Origin of the sequence: Desulfacinum hydrothermale DSM 13146, assembly GCF_900176285.1 — a bacterium.
Lineage (GTDB): Bacteria > Desulfobacterota > Syntrophobacteria > Syntrophobacterales > DSM-9756 > Desulfacinum > Desulfacinum hydrothermale.
Genome location: NZ_FWXF01000018.1, coordinates 19,016 through 42,035, shown reverse-complemented (window position 1 = coordinate 42,035; position 23,020 = coordinate 19,016). Strand labels below are relative to the sequence as shown.

General features: G+C 62.5%; 19 protein-coding genes and 2 riboswitches. Of the genes, 3 read left to right on the top strand and 16 right to left on the bottom strand.

Going from position 1 to position 23,020, the window contains the following annotated elements; translation table 11 throughout:
• Positions 1-170: 170 nt before the first annotated feature.
• From B9A12_RS13700 to B9A12_RS13690, 3 genes are all read right to left on the bottom strand, one after another.
• Entirely contained in the window at positions 171-1,133 is a 963-nt protein-coding gene (locus tag B9A12_RS13700; protein WP_084058675.1) for a response regulator transcription factor, read from the bottom strand.
• Positions 1,120-1,974, bottom strand: a complete 855-nt coding sequence (locus B9A12_RS13695; protein ID WP_084058674.1) for a PAS domain-containing protein — start codon at positions 1,972-1,974, stop codon at positions 1,120-1,122. Before B9A12_RS13695 ends, B9A12_RS13700 begins: the two co-directional genes overlap by 14 nt.
• A 154-nt stretch (positions 1,975-2,128) precedes the next feature.
• On the bottom strand, positions 2,129-3,034 hold the full coding sequence (locus B9A12_RS13690; protein ID WP_084058673.1) for a helix-turn-helix transcriptional regulator: 906 nt from the start codon (positions 3,032-3,034) through the stop codon (positions 2,129-2,131).
• A gap of 253 nt (positions 3,035-3,287) precedes the next feature.
• A riboswitch (cyclic di-GMP riboswitch) is annotated at positions 3,288-3,376 on the bottom strand.
• A 445-nt stretch (positions 3,377-3,821) separates the two neighbouring features.
• Here B9A12_RS13690 and B9A12_RS13680 point away from each other — a divergent pair.
• Both B9A12_RS13680 and B9A12_RS13675 read left to right on the top strand, forming a co-directional pair.
• On the top strand, positions 3,822-4,511 hold the full coding sequence (locus B9A12_RS13680; RefSeq protein ID WP_084058671.1) for a hypothetical protein: 690 nt from the start codon (positions 3,822-3,824) through the stop codon (positions 4,509-4,511).
• 39 nt (positions 4,512-4,550) lie between these two features.
• Positions 4,551-5,477 carry a hypothetical protein gene (locus B9A12_RS13675; protein WP_084058670.1) on the top strand — a complete coding sequence of 309 codons (927 nt, stop codon included), beginning with the start codon at positions 4,551-4,553 and terminating at the stop codon, positions 5,475-5,477.
• 62 nt (positions 5,478-5,539) lie between these two features.
• On the opposite strand, the gene B9A12_RS13670 is transcribed toward B9A12_RS13675, so the two are convergent.
• The gene (locus B9A12_RS13670; RefSeq protein ID WP_084058669.1) at positions 5,540-6,124 is read right to left on the bottom strand and encodes a CAP domain-containing protein; all 585 of its coding nucleotides are present in this window, start codon (positions 6,122-6,124) and stop codon (positions 5,540-5,542) included.
• A gap of 16 nt (positions 6,125-6,140) precedes the next feature.
• A riboswitch (cyclic di-GMP riboswitch) is annotated at positions 6,141-6,233 on the bottom strand.
• 578 nt (positions 6,234-6,811) lie between these two features.
• Here B9A12_RS13670 and B9A12_RS13665 point away from each other — a divergent pair.
• Positions 6,812-7,315: a hypothetical protein gene (locus tag B9A12_RS13665; protein ID WP_084058668.1), complete on the top strand. Its 504-nt coding sequence runs from the start codon at positions 6,812-6,814 to the stop codon at positions 7,313-7,315.
• Between the two features lie 251 nt (positions 7,316-7,566).
• Here the strand turns inward: B9A12_RS13665 and B9A12_RS13660 are convergent, their stop codons facing one another.
• The 12 genes from B9A12_RS13660 to B9A12_RS13600 all read right to left on the bottom strand — a co-directional run bounded on the left by B9A12_RS13660 (position 7,567) and on the right by B9A12_RS13600 (position 23,005).
• On the bottom strand, positions 7,567-9,819 hold the full coding sequence (locus tag B9A12_RS13660) for a tetratricopeptide repeat protein (protein WP_170920614.1): 2,253 nt from the start codon (positions 9,817-9,819) through the stop codon (positions 7,567-7,569).
• A complete protein-coding gene (locus B9A12_RS13655) occupies positions 9,764-10,942 on the bottom strand; it encodes an ExeA family protein (protein WP_084058666.1) in 1,179 nt (392 codons plus the stop codon). Before B9A12_RS13655 ends, B9A12_RS13660 begins: the two co-directional genes overlap by 56 nt.
• On the bottom strand, positions 10,942-11,781 hold the full coding sequence (locus B9A12_RS13650) for a CpsD/CapB family tyrosine-protein kinase (RefSeq protein ID WP_084058665.1): 840 nt from the start codon (positions 11,779-11,781) through the stop codon (positions 10,942-10,944). The genes B9A12_RS13655 and B9A12_RS13650 overlap by 1 nt, the downstream gene beginning before the upstream one ends.
• A 57-nt stretch (positions 11,782-11,838) precedes the next feature.
• A complete protein-coding gene (locus B9A12_RS13645; protein WP_084058664.1) occupies positions 11,839-13,602 on the bottom strand; it encodes a Wzz/FepE/Etk N-terminal domain-containing protein in 1,764 nt (587 codons plus the stop codon).
• 337 nt (positions 13,603-13,939) lie between these two features.
• A complete protein-coding gene (locus tag B9A12_RS13635) occupies positions 13,940-14,128 on the bottom strand; it encodes a type II toxin-antitoxin system HicB family antitoxin (RefSeq protein WP_084058663.1) in 189 nt (62 codons plus the stop codon).
• A gap of 549 nt (positions 14,129-14,677) precedes the next feature.
• Entirely contained in the window at positions 14,678-15,904 is a 1,227-nt protein-coding gene (locus B9A12_RS13630) for a porin family protein (protein ID WP_084058662.1), read from the bottom strand.
• 104 nt (positions 15,905-16,008) lie between these two features.
• A complete protein-coding gene (locus B9A12_RS13625) occupies positions 16,009-16,590 on the bottom strand; it encodes a polysaccharide biosynthesis/export family protein (RefSeq protein ID WP_170920613.1) in 582 nt (193 codons plus the stop codon).
• Positions 16,591-16,726: 136 nt separating this feature from the next.
• Positions 16,727-18,388, bottom strand: a complete 1,662-nt coding sequence (locus tag B9A12_RS13620; protein ID WP_084058660.1) for a glycosyltransferase family 4 protein — start codon at positions 18,386-18,388, stop codon at positions 16,727-16,729.
• Positions 18,385-19,956, bottom strand: a complete 1,572-nt coding sequence (xrtD, locus tag B9A12_RS13615) for a VPLPA-CTERM-specific exosortase XrtD (protein WP_084058659.1) — start codon at positions 19,954-19,956, stop codon at positions 18,385-18,387. The genes B9A12_RS13620 and xrtD overlap by 4 nt, the downstream gene beginning before the upstream one ends.
• A 177-nt stretch (positions 19,957-20,133) precedes the next feature.
• Positions 20,134-21,240, bottom strand: coding sequence for a non-hydrolyzing UDP-N-acetylglucosamine 2-epimerase (gene wecB, locus B9A12_RS13610; protein WP_084058658.1), 1,107 nt, complete (start codon positions 21,238-21,240; stop codon positions 20,134-20,136).
• A 32-nt stretch (positions 21,241-21,272) separates the two neighbouring features.
• Positions 21,273-22,538 carry a glycosyltransferase family 4 protein gene (locus B9A12_RS13605; protein WP_084058657.1) on the bottom strand — a complete coding sequence of 422 codons (1,266 nt, stop codon included), beginning with the start codon at positions 22,536-22,538 and terminating at the stop codon, positions 21,273-21,275.
• An 80-nt stretch (positions 22,539-22,618) separates the two neighbouring features.
• Positions 22,619-23,005, bottom strand: a complete 387-nt coding sequence (locus B9A12_RS13600; RefSeq protein WP_084058656.1) for a GxxExxY protein — start codon at positions 23,003-23,005, stop codon at positions 22,619-22,621.
• Positions 23,006-23,020 lie beyond the last annotated feature (15 nt).

Here is a 23,020-nt window from a genome sequence, read left to right as displayed (position 1 = left end):
CCTTTCCGTTTTTTTTGGTTTCTGACAGGTTGAAATTTTACTGTGCCCAGGGGCTCTTTAAGAGTCGGACAGCCTCGTGGGGGCGGGTTCGGAACCCATCGCTGCGCGCGCAAGGCCAAGCTGGCAGCACGGGCCCGCAGGGAGCGACCTGGGCGTTCTCGGACAGGCGCTTAGGCGTGCCTGGATGGATCCGCGGAAGGGGGGCTCCCGGGTGAGTGGACGGCCAGGTGGGCTCTCAGGTCCGCTTTCGGGTCGGTAATGCCCAGCTTTTTCCGGATGTTTCGCCGGTGGGTCTTCACGGTGCTCAGGGACACGTTCATCTGCCGGGCGATCTCTTCCGTGGTCAGGCCGCTTCGAATGAAGGATGCGACCCGCAATTCCGTTTGCGTAAGGGATCCCACGATCCGCCCGTCCATGGTCTCGCCGGATGCCAGCTCCTGGATCATCTCATTCAAGGCGTTTTCCAGCTGCTCCATCTTGGGCCGCAAACGGGCGTCCAGGGCCATGCGTTCCACGATGGGCAGGACGATGCTGCGAAGCTGCAGAGCGAGGCGCCGTTGGGTCTCTTCCCGTTCCACGGAAAGGTTGCGCGCCAGGACGGCCATGGCCTTGTTGGTGTTGAGCAGCTGCTCGTTGAGCTGTTTCAGGCGGCGGTTCTGCTCCAGGAGTTGCTTTTCGCTTTCGCGCAGTTGGCCCAGGAGCTGGATCACCTCCTGCTCCCTGCGCCGGGCGTCCAGGGCCTTGGTGATCGCGTGCTTCAGGTCCTCGGCCTGGAAGGGCTTTTCCAGGTAGTCAAAGGCGCCCAGCTTCAGGGCCTGGATGGCGCTTTGCTTGTCGCCGGCTCCCGTCACCATGATCACCTTGGCGTCGGGAAACCGATCCTTGATCTTGGGTAGGGCGGTCAGGCCATTGTCGTTGGGAAAGTAGATGTCCAAAAGGATCACCTGGCACGCGGAGGGCGGAGCCCCCCAGGCCAGGAACTGCGCCGGGGTGTCGAAGCTTTCGGCTTCCATGCCCCACGAGGCCAGAAGCTCCGTCAGGGTGGCCCGGAGCATGCCTTCGTCGTCGATGACCACCACGCTGGGCGTTCTTCCTTCGGCAAGCGCCAGGGGCCGTGTGTCAGTTGATTTCATGTCTCGATCGATTCTCGGTGTTTACGGGGTCCGCTCCGGCTCCCAAGCGGGCATGGCGCGGATCTCCGTGGCGGGCCGGCTGATATGCAGGGAGAACCAACACCGCCTTGCCATTGTGTTTGGTACTCACACGGAAGAAACGGGCGGGTTGGCCGTCACGGGTCTTCAGGTACGAGCAGGTCTGGATCCCGTCCTGCACAAGAGGGCAGTCCGGTGGGGGCTCGTTTCGGCAGCCGATGGCTTCGTTGCAGGGGCGGTCGACCACGGCTGCACGGTCCGCCTTCACATAGGTCAGGAGCGCCGGGTTGGCGTAGTGAATGCGCCGGTCGGACGCCACAACGGCCACGCCCAAGGGCAGATGTTCCAAGGCTTCCTGAACGATGCGTTGGCGCTCCAAGGTGCGCAGCCGCAGGGCCCGGCGGATGAAGTATTCGGCCAGGGCGCGGTTGAAGCGAACCATCTCGTCCCTGTGGAATCGCTTGGTGCCCGCGGCCAGGCACCAGGCCAGTTCCAGGTACATCATGACGCCGTCGGGGTCCAGGAGGGGAAAGAGCCATCGGGTCATGTGTTTTTCTTCGATGACCCGGGGCAGTATATGGCGCGCTTCCCGGATGAGGTAGTCTTCGTACGACTTGGGTTGGGTTTTGTCTTCTTTCAGTAGTTTTTGGTGCACGTCCCGCCCGTAGAGGCTCATATCCGGTTTTCTCAGCACAATCTCTTCCGGCTGGAACAAAAGGGCCACATGGGTCGTAACCCTCTTTGTCAGTCCGGTGTAATCCTCCAGATCCGGTTCCTCCAAAGCCAGTCGAAAAAGGGTTTCGCGCCATGCCGTGCCGCCCATTCCCCGTCCTCCTCGTACTTATTGCCCTTTTCTGTTGTGGGTTTCGCCAGTCTTCGGATTGAAAACAAACGAAAAGAATATAAATGCCAGCCGGTCCGTGTTCAAGTTCCAATTGCCTTCCAGTGCTCGCCCCCTTGCCGCCGCCTGGTTGGACTCACCGGCTTGGCCTCCCGGGACGCGATCCGCCCAACAGGCAATGGCGCAGGCTGTAGTGGCGGCCATGGATGCCCAGTTTCTTACGGATGTTTTTTCGGTGTGTCTGCACGGTGCCCATGGACACGCCCAGGCGTCTGGCGATATCCCTTCCATTCAGGCCCAGGCGGATGAGTACCGCCACGCGAAGTTCCACGGGACTGAGGACGTGGATGGCGCGTCCTTCCACGCTTTCGGAGGCTTCCAGGCCGCGGAGGACGCAACGCATCAGCTGTTCCAGCTCCACGGCGGCTTCCGACGCGTCGGGATCCTGTTGCATATCTCGCAGCAGAGGGATCAGCCGATTTCCCGCCACGCGCCGCACGTGTTCCAAGGCTTCCCGCCGCTCCTCCAGTCTGCGTTGGGCCAGGATCTGCAGCGCCCTTTGCCCTTCCAAGAGCCTGTCGTGCAGGGATTCCAGCTTCCGGTGGCCTCGTTCCAGGCTTTCTTTCTTCGTGCTCAGAACGTCTTGTTTCAGCCGGCGGGTCAGCCCGTCCGGTTCCTGGCACAGGACCTCCAGAAGATGCCGATGAATCTGGTCCGGCCTGTAGGGCCGTTCCAGGTAGCCCTGGGCCCAACGGGGCAGATTGGGCGATCCCGACGGCTCCCTGGAAAGCCCCACCAGGACGTGCCGGTACGGGTGCAGGGATCGCTGGATCCAATGGCGGATCGCCTGCGAATCCAAAAAATCTTCCGCCACCACCACCAAGTGAAAAGACGTGGGATTCTCACGAGGCGGCACGGGTTCCGGGGTGTGATAGAACTCCGCCGGGAGAGCTGCCGCCAGCAAGTCCTCATGGGCCTTCGGGTCTGGATCGATGAACAGAACGCGCGGTGGTGCGAAGTCTTGGGATTCGGCAAGGGTCATGGTCGGTTGTCATTCCTGTCTGCAGTGCTCCGTATTTTAGTACGTATCGTCGAAACGGTGTTCCAACGTCAAGGTGGATGTGCGGCGGTAGGGGAATACCGCTGCACATACCCGATATGGAGAAAAAGGCCACTATATGCAATGAGATGGTGGCTCCTTTTCCGTCCTCGTATTACGGCCGTTGCATAGCCAGGAATCCCACCAGGCTCGGGCCGGGATCCCAGGTCAAGGTGATCGAGGCGGCATCGGCCGGGCTGGCAGCCCCGCTGCCGTATCGCCTTGTGGCAACTTAGGCCGGTGGCTTTGCGGCCCACGCTTTCGCGTGGTGTGCCTTTTTCAGGCGATAGCCATCTGGGAAGCGCTCGCGAGGAGGCTTCCGCTCACAAACGTCCCAACTTCCCAATCGGCATTTCGGGCAAAATCTTTAATCCTTTTTTTCGACCAAAGCGGCCATCCCCAGTGTTTTCTGAAAAGCTCGCGAACCATCCGGCTTCGCCCCGCGGCCCGCCTTTTATCGGGCGGGCCGATCCCGAAGGGCGGATCCTTCAAAAAAGTGCGGTTCTGGTTCCGCCAAGGCGAAAAAACACTGGATCTTTGGGCGGGAAGAAGGCAAGCAAGATGCATGCAACATATTATAAAAACAGGATATTCCATATTAACGGATAGAAAGGGCTACCGTTTGTCCTCCACAAAAACGGCCTGTATATACCTCCCGGGAATGCCTAGGTTCAATTTGAAGAGAAAGTTCAAGAACCGAAATCATGCCCATCTGAACAGAGGTCTCAATATGAATCGAATCTTTTTTTCTCTACTCCTTGTGGCGGCCCTGGTTGTCCTTGTCGGACATTCCCAGGTCCAGGCCAGCACGGACGAGGTGGTGATCCAGCTGGATTATCTCAATCCCGGCGACACTTCCCCTGGGGGACAAGGGCCTTGGCTCACAGCAACTTTTAAGAGCGGCACGAATGATAGTGGTCAGAGCGGCGTTTTGCTGAAGCTTTTGAACAACCTTGAGTCTGGCGAGTTTGTGGGCGGCCAAAATGGTAATGGCAATGGTAATGGCAACAGTCCCAACGGGTGGTTTTTCAACTTCAATGGGGACGTTGATAAACTGCATTGGGATACAGGAACAGAAAATGTGCCCGAGGTGAACATGGGTAATTTTAAGTTCCCTCCCGAGAACAAATTTGGAACGTTTGACCTGAAACTCACTTGGCCGAACAAACCTAGTAAACGCTTTGGAGCTGGAGACACCGCGCAAATCTTCTTTTACCTCGACGATGGATCCTTGTCTCCCACGGATTTTCTGGTTGCCAATGAACAGGGTGTCTACTCAGCGGCCCATATACAGGGGATAGCTGATGGAGGATCTGCCAAAGTGGCCGCCGTCCCCATCCCGCCGACGGCCTTGTTGCTGGGATCGGGCGTGCTGGGCCTGCTGGGGCTTCGTGGTCGGGGTGGGCGCCCAAGGAAGTGATCCGGGCGCCCAAGCGGCCGGGGCGGGAAGGGTGGAGCGATGCAGGCTGTCGGAGGCAAACTGCGGATGATCGAAGGGATCCTCATCTTGGCGATGGCGCTGGGGATTGGAGCGACCGCGGTGCCGCAGGATGCCTCCGCGACGGCAACCGAGGCGGCCGACGCTGAATGGCCGGCCCATGTGTCCGCCCAATCCACACCCCAGCTAACCCTTCCCACAGACCCGGTCACCATGTTCCTCCGGTATCCCGGTCCGCGCAGCCGCTTTCAGATGATCTTTTCGGATATCCCGGAAGGCATGGCGGTTCAAAACGATATGGGGTACGACGGTTGGTGCGTGGACCGGCAATTGGACATTCCCAAGAACACCACCACCCGGGTGCGCCTCTATTCCAGCGTCGATCCGCTGCTTCCGGGGCATCTGGCTCGGCTCTCCTGGAATGAAATCAACTACCTTGTAAACCACAAGGCGGGAACCCCCAAGGAGGTGCAGGCCGCCATCTGGCACCTGGTGGACGGCCGTACCCGCGGACTCACGCCCGCCGCCCGAAAGATGGTGGAAGCGGCCCGGCGAAACGGCGCTGCCTACATTCCGGGCCCGGGGGAAATCCTGGCCGTCATCTGCGAACCGTTTGAAGACGTCCAGACCACCTTCATCGAATACACCCAGCCGGTGGTTTTGGGAGCCGAAGGGGAGGCCCCGGCGGAGCCCACCGCTCCCGAGGAGCCTCCTTCTTCCCAGGCGGCTGTTGTGCCCACGGTGCGCCAAGTGGTGCCTCCCACCTTCACCATCGTGGATCCCGGGGACCCGGGCGGCCGCGAGCGGGTCGTGATCATCGAGGAAAGAGGGGGAGGGACGGACGGTGGTGAGCCGGAACCTCCCGCTCCGGTGCCGCTGCCCTCGGGGGTCGTCCTGCTGGCTCCCGGTCTGGCGGTGGTGGCCCTGGCCCGACGAAAGAGACCGTGATCCGTGAGGGGCGACCGGGCGGGGGGCCGGGATGATCGGTGGCAAGCCGCCGCAACGGGCGCCTATCGGCTGGCCAGTTCCAGCACCCAGTAGTGTTTGTGGGGGCTTTGGGGTGAGGCCACGTAGCCGATGCCCATCTCCCGGTACTTGGGGTTTAAGAGGACCTTCCGGTGGGACGGGCTCTGAAGCCAGGCCTCCACCACCTGCTTGGGCCCGGGGATGCCCGCGGCCACGTTTTCCCCGTAGCGCCGGGCCGGGTAGCCGGCGCGCCGGATCCGGTGCCACGGCGTGGTGCCTCCGGTACCGGTGTGGCTCACGAAATGGTGACGGGCCATGTCCAGACAGTGGCCTTCGGCGGCTCGGCTGAGGGTCTTGGAGTAGGTAAGGGGCTTCAACCCGTAGTACGAGCGCACCCGATTGACCAGCCGGGCCAGTTCGGATTCCGACGGATCCTGGATTCCGAAGACACGATCGGGTCGATCCGGCCGCGTGGGGAACTTGGCATCGGGCCGAATGGAGGCGAACACCCTGGGTTTATCCGAGGCGATCGCTGGGGGTGGTGGTGACGAGATGGCGCCCAAGAGGCCGAGGACGGTGACGACGGTGAGGATCCAAGGACTTGGTGTGAAGCGACGGAATGGAGCCATGGCGTATTCCTCCCTGCCTGGCAGCTCTGCGACCCTATTCCGAGGGGGCTCGGAACGTAGGCCAGTGGCTTTGCGTCCCGCTCTTTCGAGCGGTTTGCCCTTTACAGACGTGGAGAGACGGATCGTGCCGTCACTTTACCTATCGGCACAAAGGTCCGATGCCTTGAGGAAAATCTGCGGGAAGGATCGGGGGGGCTTATGGGAGCGTCTTATGGGTATGAAATGCTGGGGGGAGAGCTCATGGCCACATCTCCCTTAAAGTTATCAAAGAGCAGTAAAGTCAATGAATTGCGTATATCCTACTTATATGGTCGAGAACCACCGGGAACCCCCAATTTGGGTTTGCATGGGACGCTCTGGTCTGGGTAGGGTAGGGCTTAAAGGGAGCGATTTATACTTCCTCTTTCTTACTTCCCTGGATGGAAAAGGGTTTGCGGATGAGGGTGCTCCAATCCATCGGGCCGCCCTCTTCTCAAGTCCCTCTCGCAGGGAAAGGGAGGGCATCGGTGATTCCAATTGGCACCATGGAGGTGAGGATCCGAAAGATTGGCGAAGGACGAGCACAGGAAGGTGTGAAGGCGTGCAGCCCGCCATGGGCCCGGACCAGCTTTCCGGGGCGGAGCTGAGCCAGCCGGACCGCCCGGGGAAATAGATGGCATTGTTGTGGTGATGTGTGAGGGAGGAGCGATGATGAGATCGGTAGTGTTAGCGTGTATATTGTGTTTGGTGGCAGTGACCGTTGCCCATGCGTCCATAGACACGCAATGGGTGGCAACGAATGAGGATGTGAATCAGTTCGAAATTGACGGGGATCCAAATACTAATTATGATCTATATATATACGATGGTGTGAATACGGATAACCACCTCTTGATCAATAGTGACTATGATCGTATAATGGTAGAAGGGAATAAGGTGTATAGTTATTATGATACATCTAAAAAGCTTGACATTGGTAGTGATGGAATGTTTGGGTGGTTCTTTGATGATGCGAGTGATCCGGGTATAAATCCACTCAATTACAAATATTTGGGTCGTGGTTCGAATGCCTACAATTTATATATCGGCGATGAGGTTCGGCTGGTTGTTGACGCCGCTCCCGTTCCTTTGCCCGGATCGGCGGTGCTGTTGGGTTCCAGCCTGTTGGGGCTGGTGGGTATTGGCGCTCGGCGTAAGCTCATGGCAAGGTGAGAAAAGAAAGAGAGGCGGGCCCTGCGCTCGCTGTGGGGCAAAAAAATCCCCGGTGGATGGGCTACCGGGGATTTTTTTTGCGCGATGCGCGGGCGCCGGGTTGAGGAAGTGGTCCGGAAAGAGTTGGAGGGGGGTGTTGGGGATGGACTGCAGGACCGGGATGGGCGGCGATAGGGGTGCGCTCTTTACACGGAAGCGGGGGAGTGGGTGGAGCTTCCGGACTTCCCACTCCCCACTCCCCCCTCAACAACTCACGACTCCCCAGCCCCCCGCCGGGCCAAGGCCCGGGCGATCGGCTGCAGACGGGGCGGAAGGCCCGCCTCCAGGGCCTTCTGGGCGTATTGGGAGGCGGCGTCCGGATCGCCCCGGTCCCGGGCGATCTGGGCGGCGTGCAGCTGGTGTTCGCCGTTTTCGGGGTTGAGGCGGAGCACCTGCTGGATGGTCTTCCACGCCTCATCCAGGCGGCCCTGTTTGTGGGCGATGACGGCCAGGGTGTCCAGGTAGGCTGGATACCGGGGCCGGGCCTGGAGGGCCTTTTGGACCAGGGCGCGGGCGCGTTGGAGCCGGTCCGGTGTGGGATCGTCTTGGCTGATGAGATAGGCCAGGTTGTTGAGCAGTTCCGGGCGTTCGCCCCATCGCGTGAGGGCCTTTTCATAGACGGTGATGGCGTCCTTGGTGCGGCCCTGGTATTCGTAGAGGCCGGCCAGGTGCACGGCGAGCTCGGCCGTGGGGGTTTTCTGGTAGGCGGTTTCCGCCTCGCGGAGGGCTTCTTCCGGGCGCCCCTGGGACAGATAGAGACGGGCCAGGGCCCGGTGGGGTGCGGTCCAGCGGGGTGCCAAGTCCGCGGCGGTTTGGAAGGATGCCTGCGCGTCCTTGAGCTTCTTTTGGGCGAGCTGCAGTTGTCCCAGATCCAGGTAGCCCACGGGCGAGTCGGGACGAAGCTCGATGAGGCGCCGAAAATCGGCTTCGGCTCCCGCTTCTTTGCCCGTCCGGGCCCTGAGTTGTCCTCGCACGCGCAGCCAGGACGGGTCGTCCGGACGGCGTTCCAGGACCTTTTCCGCCAGGGCCAGGGCTTGCGCGTCCTTGCCTTCTTGGATGAGGGATTCCACCAGGGCCGCGCGCACGGCGACGGCGTCCGGACGGCGCTCCAGGGCCTGTTTCAGGGTGTCTTGAGCCAGGGCCCGTTTGCCGTTGGCTTGCTGGATGCGGGCCAGAAGGAGCTGGGCTTCGGGGTTGTCGGCCAGGGCCGCGGCGGCCTGGTTGGCGTGGAGTTCGGCCGTTTCAAAGTCCTTTTTGCGGGCCAGGAGCCGGGCCAGGAGCAGGTGGGCGGAGGCCGAGCCCTGGTTGTCCTGGAGAATGGCTCGGCATAGTTTTTCAGCTTCCTGGAAGCGGCCCTGGCGGCTCAAGAGCTCCGCCTTGGCCAGCTGGAGCTTTTCGCGGTCGGCGTCCGATCCCATCCGGGGAAGGTGGCGGTCCAGGACGGCCAGAGCGGCGTCGGGATCCTTGCCTTCTTCCAGGACGCGGGCCAGGGCCAGGGCGGTTTGGGGATCGTCGGGGGTGCGCCGGGCCAGCTTTTCCAGGATCTTTTGGGCCTTGGATCGATCCGCTCGGCGCAGGGCGAAGGCCGCCCGTTCCCGAAGGTATTTGGATTGGTCGGGAAGGGCGTCGAAGGCGGCGGCGGCCTCCTGGGCGTAGCCCAGCTGTTCCAGGGTCCGGGCCTGGAGGAGCCGTGCGTCGGCGGATCCCTGGAGGGCCTGAACCATGAGATCCACCTGCGTAAGGGCCTCTTCCTTGCGGCCCCGGCGGGCGGCGTGGCGGGCGCCCAACAGGTAGGATCCCGGGTCCTTAAGATCGAGCTGTCTCCAGCGTTCGAGGGCGCTTTGAAAGGCGTCTTCGCGCTCCAGGCGGTCATAGGCCAGGGCCAGGAGGGCCGTGGCCTCGCGGCTCTCGGCCACTCCGGGCGCCTTTTCCAGCACCGCCGCCGCTTCTTGCGCGCGCTTGAGGGCCAGGAGCGCCCGGGCCCGAACGGCGGCCGCTTGGGGCTGGAGCGCCTGGGGATCTGAGATCCGGTCCAGTTCCTTTAGGGCCTGATCGGGTCTTCGGCCCAGGGTCAAAAGACGAGCCGCCCCGAGGCGGGCGTCGTCCCTTTGGGGATCCAGTTCCAGGACCCGCCGATAGGTGCCCAGGGCCCGCTGGAAATCGCCCATGGCTTCGTAGGCTCGGGCCAGGCCCATGTGAGCCGGCAGGTTGCGGGGGTCCAGTTGCAGGGCGTTCTTGTACTGGATGGCGGCCCGGGCCGGATCGTTCTTTTCCATGTAGGCATGGCCGCTTTGGATGAACTGGGCGATCTTTTCTTCCCGACTGGCACAGCCGGCCAGGACCAGGAGCACCAGGACGGAGACGGCCGCCCAGGTGCGAAACGGGGCCGATGGGCGGTGCGCCTGCCGGCTATGGTCGACCGAAGGGAAAGATCCGGCGTCGGCGGGGCGGTGGATCGGATACATCTTTTTCCGCATCCTTTTCCTTTTCTTTCTGGACCTCTTTTTTCAGGTCCATGACCATGTACTTGAGTCTCAGGATCTTGGATTCCAGGCGGCGGTTTTCTTCCCTTTCCCGGGTGAGCATTTCCTGGAGGAGGCGAACCGACTCACCGGCACCTTGGGATTCCAGGGCCATGAGCCGCCGTTCTACCGATTCCAGCCGCAGGGCCAGTTCCGCCAGGGCCCGCCCGTCCAACGGGGCGTCCAGTGTGGTGGCGGGGCGGGCCTCCGGATCGGAGGGGGCGGGGTCGGCCTCCGGCGGATCGGATCCGCGATCCCACAGGAAGGGCTGGTCGGCCAGCACCTGATCGACGGTTTCCAAGCTCACCTGGTCCCGGCCTTCTCCGTAGGCGTAGGTGAGGCACGCATCGCACAGGGAATTGATGAGACGCGGCACGCCGCCGCTCACCGCCGCCACGCGTTCCAGTACCGAGTCCGGAAAGAGCGCTTCCGGATCCGAGCGACCTGCCACGGACAGCCGGTGGTGCACGTAGCGGCTCACCTCGTCGGCCGAAAGGGGGGGCAGGTGGTAGTGGACCGAGATGCGCTGGGCCAGCTGGGCCATGGACGGATGGGTGAGGCGCCGGCGCATCTCGGGCTGGCCCACCAGGATGATCTGGATGAGGAACTCCGCGTCCGCTTCCAGGTTGGAAAGCATGCGCAGTTCCTCCAGGGTCTCCAGGGGCAGATTCTGGGCTTCGTCCACCACGATGAGGCACCGGCGTCCCTGGGCGTAGCGGTCCAGGAAGTGGTGGTAGAGCGCCTGGAACAGATCGCTCTTCTTGTCCGAGGCCGGCTCCAGGCCGAATTCACGGCAGAGCATGTCCAGAAAGGCCGTGCCGTCCAGGTGGGTATTGAAGATGAGGGCCACGTCCAGGTCCTGGGGCACCTTGGCGAAGAGGTGCTTGAGGAGCGTGGTCTTGCCGGATCCGATCGCGCCCGTGAGGGCCATGAAGCCCGCCTGGTGCACCAGGGCGTATTCCAGGTGGGCCAGGGCCAGGTCGTGGACCCGGCTGAGGTAGAGGAAGTGCGGGTCGGGCGTCAGGCTGAAGGGGCGGGTGCTCAGTTTGAAGTGGTTCAGATACATTACGCATACCCGTACCGGCCCAGATGGCCCGGCGGCAGGTCGTTCATGACGATGCCCAGGAGCTTGTCGCGGGGAACCAGATCCAACGATTGGGCCACGGCCTCCTTGCGGGTACGGCCGGCGCGGGCCACCAGGAGCAGGCCGTCCACGTATTCGCTCACGATGATCGGATCGGGACAGGCGTTCACGGCGGGGGTGTCAAAGACGATGGCGCGGTCGTCGTAGCGCCGTTTCAGTTCCCGGATGAGCGCTTCCATGCGCGGCGATCCCATGATTTCGGCCGAATGGGCCATGGGCTGGAGCGTGGGCAGCAGGGTGAGCTTTTCGATCCCGGGCGACACAAAGATCTCTTCCAGCGGGGCACTGCCGGCAAAATAGGCTTCCAGGCCCGCCGTGAGACCGACCAGGCCGAAGATCCGGTGCAGGGTGGGCCGGCGGAAATCCAGATCCACCAGGAGGGTGGTCTGACGTGTGTCCCGGGCCATGGCCACGGCCAGGTTGGCCGCCACCAGGCTCTTTCCTTCCCCCACGCCGAAGCCGCTCACCTGCAGGGTGTTCCAGCCGCGAAGGCGCGTCTGCTGGAGGACCCGGGTGCGCAGCAGCTTGAAGGCGTCGCTGTGGTGCCCGTCGTCGGTGACGGCCAGCACCCGGTTGGCCAGGAGCCGGGCCGGGGGGACGTGGATCACGCGGGTGCGCGTGTAAATCGGCGCGGGGCTGGGTTGGGCGCCGGATTCCGGGGGGGAGAGCGGGGGCGCCGCCGAAGGGGCTGGAGCGGGGCTTTCCCCCCTTCCGGTCCGTTCCGACTTGGCGCGTTCCAATGCCTTTTTCAGTGTGCTCATGGCTTACCTCGATGTCGTACGGGTCGTGTGGCGGATCGGTGAACTTGGATCATCCGATCAGATGAAGAACTTGCCTTCCAACAGCCGCAACAGCTTGGCGTAAAAGATGTGCCAATCCATGACCCAAAGGTGGAAGGCCCAAAGCGCTGCAACCAGGCCTCCCAGGCAGGCGGCGGCGGTCGCCAGGCGCCGGCGCCGGCGCCGACGCCGGTCTTCTTCCGTTTCCAGGGTGGGGATGAGACTCAGCACGGGCATACCGGCTGCCTGTTCCAGATCTTCCCGGTCGTAAAGGCGCGGGTCGCTGAATTCCCGAAGGGCCGTCAGTCCCATGGCCAGGCCCAGGCCCAGCACGATGCCCACGAGCACGATGGCCAGCCGGTTGGGCCGGGCGGGCTTTCCGGGCAGGTAGGCTGGCTCGATCACCTCGAAGGTTTCCCCCAGCCGGTCCTCTTCCATGCTCTGAGACACCTTGGCGGCCAGGAACTTTTCCTGCAACTCCTGGTAGTGGGCTTTGGCCAGCTGGAGGTCCGTTTCCAGCGAGTTGTACGTCTTGGCCACTTCCGGCATGGCCCGAAGCTTCTCGTATAGATTCTGCACCTGCGCTTCCAGCCGCTTCCTTTCCTGCTTGAAGGACCGGATGGATACCTCCGTCTTGGCCAATTCCGCTTTCAGGTTCACGTAGGCCGGATTGGACGGGGCCTGGGTGGAGCGGGGACTGTCCCCTTGCGCGGCCGCCCCTTCCACGTAGCCCAGATCGGCGCGCAGCCGTTCCAGTTCGTTTCGCACCTTGCGCACCTTGGGATGATCCGCCGTGTACTTGGAGGAGAGGGCCGCCAGTTGGCCTTCCAGTTCCCGGATGCGCCGGCGGATCTCCACCAGAGCCTGGGATCCCCCCGCGGATTTTTCCAGCAGGGCGATCTCCCGGTTCTTGGCCTGCACCAGGGGGTGTTTTTCCGAATAGCGGGCCACCAGCTGGGCCCGTTCCATGCGGGCGAGCTGCAAGCGCTGCTGGGGCGACAGCACCTGTCCCGAGGCCGTTTCGGCGTATGGGTCCAGGGACGCCAGCTGGGTGCGCAGCGACGCCCTCTGTTCTTCCAGGTTGCGCAGCTGCATGTTGATGTTGACGATGTCCGCGTTGAGCTTTTCCAGCTTCTGCATGTTGAGCTGGGTGAATTCGGGAAGCTGCTCCAGGTGGGCCTTGCGGTAGGCCGCCAACTGGTCTTCCAGCCCGGTGATTCGCTTCTTGACCTGTTCCATCTGCTCCTGCAGAAAGGCGGTGGTGCCCCGGGCCACCTTTTCGCGGGATTCCAGGTTCTTTTCCAGGTAATAGGAAGCGATTTCGTTGGTCACGGCCTGGGCCTTTTGGGGGGATTCGTCTTCGTAGGCGAGCCGAAAGGCGATCATGAGGGTCACGGGCCGGTTGGATCGGCCGGTGTTCACCTCGGCGTTGACCGGCTCGATGGCGATCCGCTTCTTGATCTTTTCCACCAGGGTGTCCGTGGAAAGCGTGTGGCGTTTGGCCCCCAGCAGGTCGTGCTTTTCGGCCAGCTGTAGGATCCGCGTACGGCTCATCACCTCCTGGGTGATGGCCTGCACGCGCTCTTCGGCGTAGGACGACACCGTGGACGGCACCAGGTCTTCCGGGATGCGCTTGTCCTTGATGAGGATGGTGGCCGTGGACCGGTAGATGTTGGGAAGGGCCAGGGCCAAGACGACCGCCAGGAGCAAGGTGATCACAAACGGGGCCACGAGCCAACCCCGGCGGCGCTTGAGGATCCGTTGCAGTCGTTGCAGGTCGTTCAGGGATTGCTGTTGGTGCATGGGTCGAACTCCGATAGGGTTCTCAGTTATCGGTTATCCGTTTCCGGTTCTTGGTGGTCCGGGCCGGCCCGGGCTACCCGTAAGACACGCCGTCCGCCGTGTCCGCCCACATGGATTCGGACCAAGGTGGGAAGCCCGTAACAGGAGATTGCACAGAAAACCTAGTCATTGCTCAACATTATTGATGATCCGCTTTGCAAGGTATTCATCCATCTTTCTGTGGCGAGGCACCGGCTGTGAAATCTTGGTTCTCGGATTTTGTACCAGTCGTGGCGGGCACCATGGCGAATGAGAACGCAATCCATGGCCTCGAGTCGGTGGATCCAATCTCTTTTCTTCATGCAACTTCGAGTTCTCCTATGCGGCGCACGTGTGGAATGGCCCCGCTCGAAAGGTCTCTGTATAAATCCTTGAGATTTTCTTGCAATTCCTCAAGAGTCTCCCCCTGAGTCCAATAGTCCGGATATTCGGCCCGATAGCCCAACCACATCCGGTCGCCTTGCCAGTAGACGTATTTGGTTTTCATAGCGACCTCCAATTTCGTTCGTTTGGCCTGGTCCTGCGATCTTTACGCTTGGCCGATCTTATTATCGACCCTGCATTTCCACAAAGCAGCTTTTGCCGATCTACACGGAAGGCTTCGCCATGGTGGACAAAGATGCCTGCGATCCCGCACATCTGCCTGAGCTCTACCGCAAGAAGGTTGCGCAAGAAGCGCTTCTCGCGCCCGGGATCGCCCGGGTCTTGGCTGAACGGATTCGAGCTTTCCCTCTTAGCATCCGGAGGATCACCTCCTGCCTACGCTCAGCGGACCAACGGTAAGATCTTTTGACCCATGAATACCTGTCGCGCTTGTACATCGTGAACCCATCATGTGTCCATTGGATTGGAAAGACAAGCCCCCGAAGGTAGCCGGAACGATCGAAACCAGGTATCAATGGATCTCGAAATCAGCTTCCAGCGCTCCAGTGTCCACACGCCCCCTTTGTATTAACGGATTCAGGCTATTGGCTTTCCGGTCCTGATGTCATGAGTTGGTCCAGAGGGGGGGAGGCTTGCCGGCCTTTTCCCACCCTCACTTTTCCAGCGCCCGTTCCCACACGTAGCGCAGGCCGGCCCAGATCCGGTAGCGGTCCTTGTCCTCGTCGGAGCCCCGGTATTTCACGAAGGAGTGCTCGTAGACCGCGCCGCCCTGCAGGCTGAAGCGGGGGGTCAGCCGGTGGCTGAGGCCCGGAGCGATCCGGACGTAGTGGGTCTTTTGGTCCGCTCCCGCGCCGGCTTCTTCCTGGTTGTAGTCGTAGCCCGCCGCAAGGGAGGCGGTGGTGCGTTCGGAAAGCAGCCAGGAGACCGATCCTCGCACAAAGGTCCTTTCATTGCTCGCCGCCGTGACGCTGTTGTACTGTTCCCGCCCGGCGGACAGATCCACGGACACGGTTTCGGTGAGCTTGGCGGCCCAGGAGGCGTTGAAGATGAAACCGGTATCCGAGTAGCGTTCTTCGTCGGTCACGGTGACGAACCGGACCTGGTTGGTGGCGGGGTCGATCACGATTTGGACGGAATCCCGTTCCAAGGTGGTGCGGGTCGTTCGGTATCCGGCGCTCAGCAGGATATGGGACGACTCGCTCAGGTCCCGGCGCCAGAAGAGGCTGTTGGTGAAGGTGAAGATGGTGGAGGTGTCTTCATAGTCGGATCCGCTCACCCCGAAGGAGACGCCCACCCGGTCGCGTGGGGTCACCAGGTAGTAGGGACTCAGGGAGGCCATCCAGGTGGTGCGGTCGGGGTAGATGCGGCTGTCGTAGTCCGTGCGGCGAAGCCCCAAGCCGCCTTCCACCCCCACCCGGTCCGTCATCAGGTAGGCGAAGCTGAAATCGGGGCCGTAGCGGTACCGGCTTTCGCGGCGGGCTACCAGGCCCGATTCCCTCAGCTCCGCATCCAGCGTCTCGTCCTTGGCGAACGTGAGCCCCAACCGGGTGGACAGCCGGTCCGTCCACTGGCGGACCACCGCCGCCGTGGAATCGGCTTCCACGGTGTTGAGATCCGGGTTGTCGGCATAGATCTGGCCGTCCAGGGAAGTGTCCCAGGTCCACTGGGTGCGTTCCGATCCGTAGAGGGCGGAAAAGCCCGGCCGGACGTGGAAGACCAGGTCGTCCAGCTCATCGTCGGCCGTGTAGAGCACGTTGCTGTTGTATTCCACCCGCCCTTCGATCCACGGGGTTACGTACCAGTCTTCGCCTCGAGCCGGGGAGGCCGTGATCACCAGGGCCGCCAAGAGGATGGCAAAAGCCAGTCTTTTTCGGGTCATGGCAGAGTCCGTTGGTTGGGGGTGACGGGGGGGTCTCTCTTTTCGGCCATCGGTTGTTGGGGCGCCGAAGGCCCCGTAGCTGAGCGGCGACAACCCGGAACCATTCACGGCACCACCACCACGTCCTGGCGCTCCAGAACGATGTTTTGTCCCAGGTGCTTGCCCTCCTTGATGTCCTTCAGGTTGAAGCGGATCTTGGTGGTGTTTTTGCCGGTGCCGCGGATGATGAGAATGCGGTCCTCCTTGGCAAAGGGCGTGGTCCCTCCGGCCAGGGCCAGGGCCTCCAGGACGCTCAGGGGCTTGGACACATTGAACATGCCCGGCTTGTTGACCCGGCCGATCACGTAAAACTGCAGGCTTCCCAACTGGGTCACGATGGCCGTGGCGTTGGCCGACGGGATGAAGGGCCGCACCTGGCGTTCCACCATCTCCTTGACCTGCGCGGTGGTCTTTCCGGCCACCTCCATGTCGCCCACCAGGGGGAAGGAGACCTTGCCGTCGGGCCTCACCACCAGTTCCCGGACCAGGTCCGGTTCGCCGTAGACGGAGATTTCCAGGGTGTCACCCGGGGCGATGAGGTAATCGCCGGCAGGCGCCGACTCCTGGGCTCCAGCCGGAGTGCATGCGGCCCACAGGGCCACGGCCGTGAGAAGCATCCACAGTCCCACCATCCTACGCCTTGTCATGTGCCCACCTCCTGTGTCGTGAAGTCGTGACATCGTAAACCGTGAGGTCGTCCAGGGTCCGTCGTGACGCGCCGCCCGCTTATGCCGATGCCTGGTCGCACCATCCATACCCCAAAAGCGAGAGACAAAAACCTTATCACAAAATCCACGGCCAGAACGCCAGCACGGCCGTCAGGGCCAGGGATCCCACCACCGGGGCGGCCACCATGTCTTCCTGGCGTGCCGGGTTGTTCCAGATCGTTTCCAGGCAGAGGAAGTAGATCAGCAAGTTCCAGCCGATGGTGTGGACCCGGTAGGTGTTCAGGAAGCTTGGAGGGAGAAAGAAGAGCAGGAGCACCACGCCGGCCATGAGATAGTCCAGGGTGATCCGGCGCGCGCTCCCGTCGGCCAAAACCCTGTGGGCCAGGGTGAAGAGGGTCATGACCTGGAAGAGGCGGTGGTAGAGACCCACGTATTCGGTGCCCCACAGGGGGACCTGAAAGGCGAATTCCAGGGAGATCACGTAATAGAGGGCGCAGAAGTAGGCGCCCAGCTTGACGAAGATTTCCAGTGCGGAAGGGCGAAGGATCCGAACCAGCAGGGCCAAGGCGGCAAAGACAGCCGCCGTGACCCCGATCTGGTGGGGAATGGGGCGCACCCACAGCGGACAGGCCACCAGGAAGGCGCCCAGGCAGACTCCCATGCCCAGGCGGACCAGGCGCCCCAGGGCGTGCCGGGCCCGGGTGACGGGCCCCGCGGCGGAGGATGCCATGGGCAGCAGGATCCGCCGGTTGACCTGGCGCAGCAGGGCATCGAAGGGGAGCCTTTGAAAGCCGAAAAAGACCAGGGGAAAGGACAGGGCCGCCAGCAAGTAGAGGCCGGCGCCTACGTAGGCGGGAAGCGGCTGCACCAGGAGGCCGACGGCGATGAAGCTCAGCTGCAATCCGTAGATGGCGATCACGGCTTGGTGGTGCTGGAGGCCCTTTTGGAGCAGCATGTGGTGCACGTGGTTTCTGTCCGCGTGGAAGGGCGAGCGGCCTTCCAGGATCCGGCGGATCATGACCGTCAGGGTGTCCAGGGCCGGAACGCCCAAAAAGAAGAGGATCACGGCCGGGTTGGACGGCGATTGGCCCCGGTGGAAGGTGAGCAGGGTGGCGCCCAGCAAGAATCCCAGGATCTGGCTTCCCGCGTCCCCCATGAAGACCACCGCCGGGTGGGAATTGTAGCGCAGAAAGCCGATAACGGCCCCGGCGGTGCACATGGCCAGCGGCAGCGGGGTCAGGTGGCCCCGGGCGATGCCCGTGATGACCACGGAAGCCAGCACCAGGAGAGACAGGCCGGAAGCCAGCCCGTCCAGGCCGTCGGAGAGGTTCACCGAATTGATGACCGCCAGCAGGAAGAAGGCGGTGAGGGGAAGGTCCAGGGCCTTGCAGCCCACCGTGCATCCCGGAAGGATTTCTCCCAGGTTTCCCAGACTCAGGCCGGAAAGGGCCAGAAACAGGGCCACGGCCGCCGCCTGACCGCCAAGCTTGATGCGGTAGTCCAGTTCCAGGCGGTCGTCGGCGACGCCGAAGATGAGCAGCACGGCCATGCCCGCCAGCACACCCCGGACCAGGGCGCCTTGGGGCGCGAGAAAGGCCAAGGTGAGGCCGATGCCCAGGGCCATGGCGATCCCGCCCGTTCTGGGAACGGGCTTGCGGTGAATGTGGCGTCCGCCGGGCCGGTCCAGGAGCCCCCAGCGGGGGGCCAGGTGCATGAAGACGGGCACGAGGCCGGCGGTGAGCAGTGCGGCGGCCACCAGTTGGTAAAGGTAGGTCATGGACGGGGGACCTCGCCGGGATGGGTTGTTTTCTTACCCAGATACCGGTCCAGGACGGGCAGGGCTCGGGTCAGGAAGTCCTGGAGTCGTCGTTCCGCCGCCGCCTGGGTTTCCGAGGGGCCCACGGGGGTGAGCACCCGCACCAGGGCGCCGTCCGTGCGCCTTTGGGTGAGGGCGTTGAGGAAGTTGTAGAGCTTGATCTGGTAGGCGTTGACGGCCACGCGCCCCGCCAGGTCGAACCAGAAGTAGCCCACCAGGGTTTCGCCGAATTTGCGAAGAACCATGCGCTGGGCGGGCAGGATTCGAAGCGGGCTGTTGCGAAAGCGCAGGGTCACCCGGGCGGTGTCATCCACGGCCCAGCCCGATCCCGGCAGGCAGGTTTCCGGGGAGTGAATGGATTCGCCTTTGGCTTGGGAGGCGTAGTAGGCCACATAGAAGTCCACCGCCGGTTCGCCCGCGCGGCGCCGGTAGGTGAACGCGGCGTAGTCGCTCAGGTCCAGTGCCTCCAGGGTCTTGGCGTCCAGAAAGGACCGGGTGCCCTGCCAGGGGCCCAGGCGTTGTGGAAAAGAAACGAGGCTCCGTCCCAGGGGGATCGGGCGTCGAAAGTCCACGCTGTGGGAAATAACGAGGCTGGAGGCGAGCAAAACGAGGGCCGTGACCGGCGGGGCCCAGGCCCAGGCGGCGTCGCCGGCCGTGGGCGAAGTGGAAGACGCGCCCTTGGATCCCGCCTTTTCCGCTGCAGGGCGTTTCCCTATCCGGTTCAAAAGGGCCATCTCGGCCAGGAGGATGCCCAGGGCGCTCATGAAGACGAGCCAGCCGGAGAAGTCGTGGAAGAAGCCTTCCGCCGCGCGGGCTCCCAGCCATGGATAGAGGACGCCCGTGGCGGCGATGCGAAGGGCGTTCAGGACCACGGCCAGGGGGAGCGTGGTGAGCGCCAGAACCGTCCTTTTCCAGAAGGGGCCCCTGAGAAAGGAGGCCAGCAGGATGCCCAGGATGAGCAGCGGCAGGACGTATCGAAGGCCGCTGCAGGCTTCCACCACCTGCAGCTGGGTAAAGCCCAGGTCGATCACGTTTCCTTCGCGCAAGGCCGGCACCCCGATTCCTTGCAGCATGCGCACCCCCAGGGCCGAGGAGACCAGCTGAAGCTGGAAGGTGAGCTTGTTGTTGAGGAAGCTGGGAAGGGGAAACATGGTGGGGATGAGCGCCACCGGAAAGGCGAGGGCCCGGAGGCGGGCCCCCCCCAGGTGGATCCAGACAAGCCCCACCAGAGTGAAGAAAAAGCCCGTGTAAAGGGTGAAGTACTCCCCGGCCAGTTCCCCCAGCCAGTAGAGGCCCAAACCGACCGCCAGCGGGCCCAGCCCCCACGCCGAGACGGCGGCAGGCTGGGCCGCGAAGGCCTTTCGCCGCTCCCAGACCAGGTAGGCGATCACCACCGGCATGAGGGCGCAGTGGGTGTAGTCCGCCCCGCCCCAGCGCCCCACCATGTAAATCAGGGCTTGGCGAAAGAGGAGAAGCGTCGCACAGAGTGCCACCGCCAAAAAAAGGAAAGGGCGTCGTTGGTGCGTCATGGTTTCCGGGTTTTTTGGTGTTCAGTTGGCGGTTTTCGGTTCAAATGTTTCAGATCAAGGGCGTTTCATGGCCGTAAACGGGAGCGCTCTTCGGCTTCCGACCAACCTACCCGGCCCCGCAAATAACGGATACCCGATGCCCGAAAACCGAAAACTGTCCCGCCCCAAGGTCCCGGGCTAACGGATGAGTTGATGCCCGACCTTCTCGAGCGCTTTCCAGATCCGTTCCGCCGCTTTTCCGTCCCACAGGGGCGGCACGGAAAAGGCTTTTCTTTCCCGGTCCCTTTGTCGGGTGTAGGCGTCCAGGATGCTTTGCCGGGTGACGCCCCCCAGGACGTTGCTTCCGATCTGGATCGTCACCGGGCGTTCCGTGTTTTCGCGAAGGGTCACGCACGGCACCCCGAGCGCCGTGGTCTCTTCCTGCAGGCCGCCGCTGTCGGTGAGCACCACCCGGGCGTCCTTCCACAGGTAGAGGGCTTCGCGAAAGCCCAGGGGAGGCAGGAGGTGCACGCGGTGGGAGAAGCGGATGTGGTACCGTTCCAGCATCTTTTGGGTCCGCGGATGCACCGGAAAGAGGATGGGCCGGTCCTGGGCGATTTCGTTCAGCGTGGCGGCCAGTTCCCGCAGCCGGTTGGGATCGTCCACATTGGCGGGCCGGTGCAGGGTGAGGAAGTTGTAGGTGCCCAGTTGGGCCTTGAGAGGCGCTGTCTTAAGGCTCCGGGCGCCGCCGTTTTGGAGCTGTTTCAGCTGGTGGAAGAGGTTGTCGATCATGACATGCCCCACAAAGAAGATCCGTTCCTGGGGTTTTCCTTCCCGCCTGAGGTTTTCCACCGCGCTTTGTTCGGTGCAAAAGAAGTAATCGGTGATGGAGTCGGTCACCAGGCGGTTGATCTCTTCGGGCATGGTGAGATCGAAGCTCCTCAAGCCCGCTTCCACGTGGGCCACGGCGATCCCCAGTTTCTTGGCCGTGATGCTGCACGCCAGGGTGGAATTGACATCGCCCACCACCAGCACCAGGTCCGGCCGGTCCCGTTGGCAGACCTGCTCGAAGGCGGTCATGATCCGGGCCGTCTGCTCGGCGTGGCTGCCGGAGCCGGCCTGGAGGAAATGGTCGGGCCGGGGGATTTCCAGGTCCCGAAAGAAGGCCTCGGACATCTGGTAATCGTAGTGCTGGCCCGTGTGGACCAGGCGGCATCGCGCCTGGGGGTATGCTCGCGCCGCCCGAAGGATGGGAGCAGCCTTCATGAAATTGGGCCGCGCCCCGGCGATGACGCAAACGTTCATGACTTTACCTCGTTGGCCACAAGCACACGAAGTCACACAGAAGATCCGGGTCTTTGTGCCTTTGTGCCTTGCTGGCTCCTTTGAATGGTCTTGGCCAGGGTTTCCAAGTAGCACCGGGCCTGTACGTCACGGTTGTATTGGCGCTTCACGCTCCGCCTTCCGCGCCGGCCCATCTGTTGCCCCGTTTCCGGTTCCGCCGCCAGGCGCAGGAGGCAGCCGGTGAGCTCCTCGGCACTTTCCGGCTCGATCGCCACCCCGCATCCGGCCGATTCCACGATGCGACGGCTTTCGCCTTCCACCCCCAGGACAACGGGCCGTTCCATGGCCATGGCCTCGAAGATCTTGGACGGAATGACCGAGCGGAAAAGATCCTTCTTTTTGAGCAGCACCAGGCATACATCCGATGCCGCCAGAAACTGCGGCATGGTTTCCTTGGGTTGCTGGCCGAGCATGATCACATTGTCCAGCCCTTCCTCTTCCTTTCGTGCCAGGAGGCGCTCTCTTTCCGCACCGTCCCCGACGAGGAGGAAGACCATGTCCTTTCTTTGCCTGATGAGGCGAGCGGCGTCCAGAATGACGTCCAGGCCGTGCGCCATACCGTGGGTGCCGATATAGGAAGCCACGAACTTACCGTGCAGTTTCAGGCTGGAGCGCACACCGTTTTCTTTCTCCATGGGTTGATAACGCGCCAGATCGGCGCCATTGGTGATGACGGTGATCCGATCCGGCCTGGCTCCCCGCTCTTTTAGGTGCGTTGTGAAAGAATGGGTCACCGAGACGATGTGATCCGCCTTGCGGTAGAGGAAAGATTCCACGGCTTCCAAAAGCCCGATGATGCGCCGATGGGTCAGGGCCCCCACGGCGATGATGGATTCCGGCCACAGGTCGCGGATTTCCAGGACCCAGGGGAGCCGCTTCAGGCGGGCCACGAAAAAGCCCGCCATGCCGCAGAAGAATTGGGGAGAGGTGGAGACGACCACGTCCACGTCCCGTACCAGAGGGCAGAAGAGAACGGCCGAAAAGAGGTAGGACAGGTAGTTGGCCGTGCGTCTCCAAAAGCCCTTGTTGGGACCGAGATAGGTTCCTACGCGCAGGATGCGCACGCCGTCGCGTTCCTCCCACTGCCAGGGTCGGTTCCGGTAGCCGGGATAGGGCACGCCGTTGGGGTGGTTGGGCACGCAGGTGAGCACCGTGACCCGATGGCCGGCCGCCACCCAGCGGCGGGCGTGTTCGTAGGTGCGCGATGCGGGCGCGTTCACTTCGGGCGGAAAGTAGTGGGATAGAAAGAGAATGTGCATGTGTCTGAACCCCCAAGGCACAAAGGCACCAAGGAAAAAAGTAAAAGTATTCTTAGTGTCTTGGTGTCTTTGTGGTTTGTTTACAAAACCATCCGGATGATCCCGTTTTTGATCAGCGCCACATGGAAGTTGATGAGCAAGCCGAGCCTGTGCCCTGTGAGTTTCAGGTAGCTCAGCAGTTGTGCCTTGTGGACGGGAAGGATCTTTTCCACCGCCTTCAGCTCCACCACCACACGGTCCTGCACCAGCATGTCCAACCGGAAGCCGGCGTCGATGTGGATATGGTCGTAAATCACGGGAACCGGGACCTGTCTTTCCACGTTCAGGCCTCTCTTTTCCAGTTCATGGGCCAGGCAGATCTCGTAGACGCTCTCCAGGAGTCCCGGGCCGAGGGCCGAATGGACCTTGAAAGCCGCATCCACAACCTCTCGGGCGATGTCATTTGTGGCTGAGGGTATCTTTTCCATGGGATTGGGAACCAC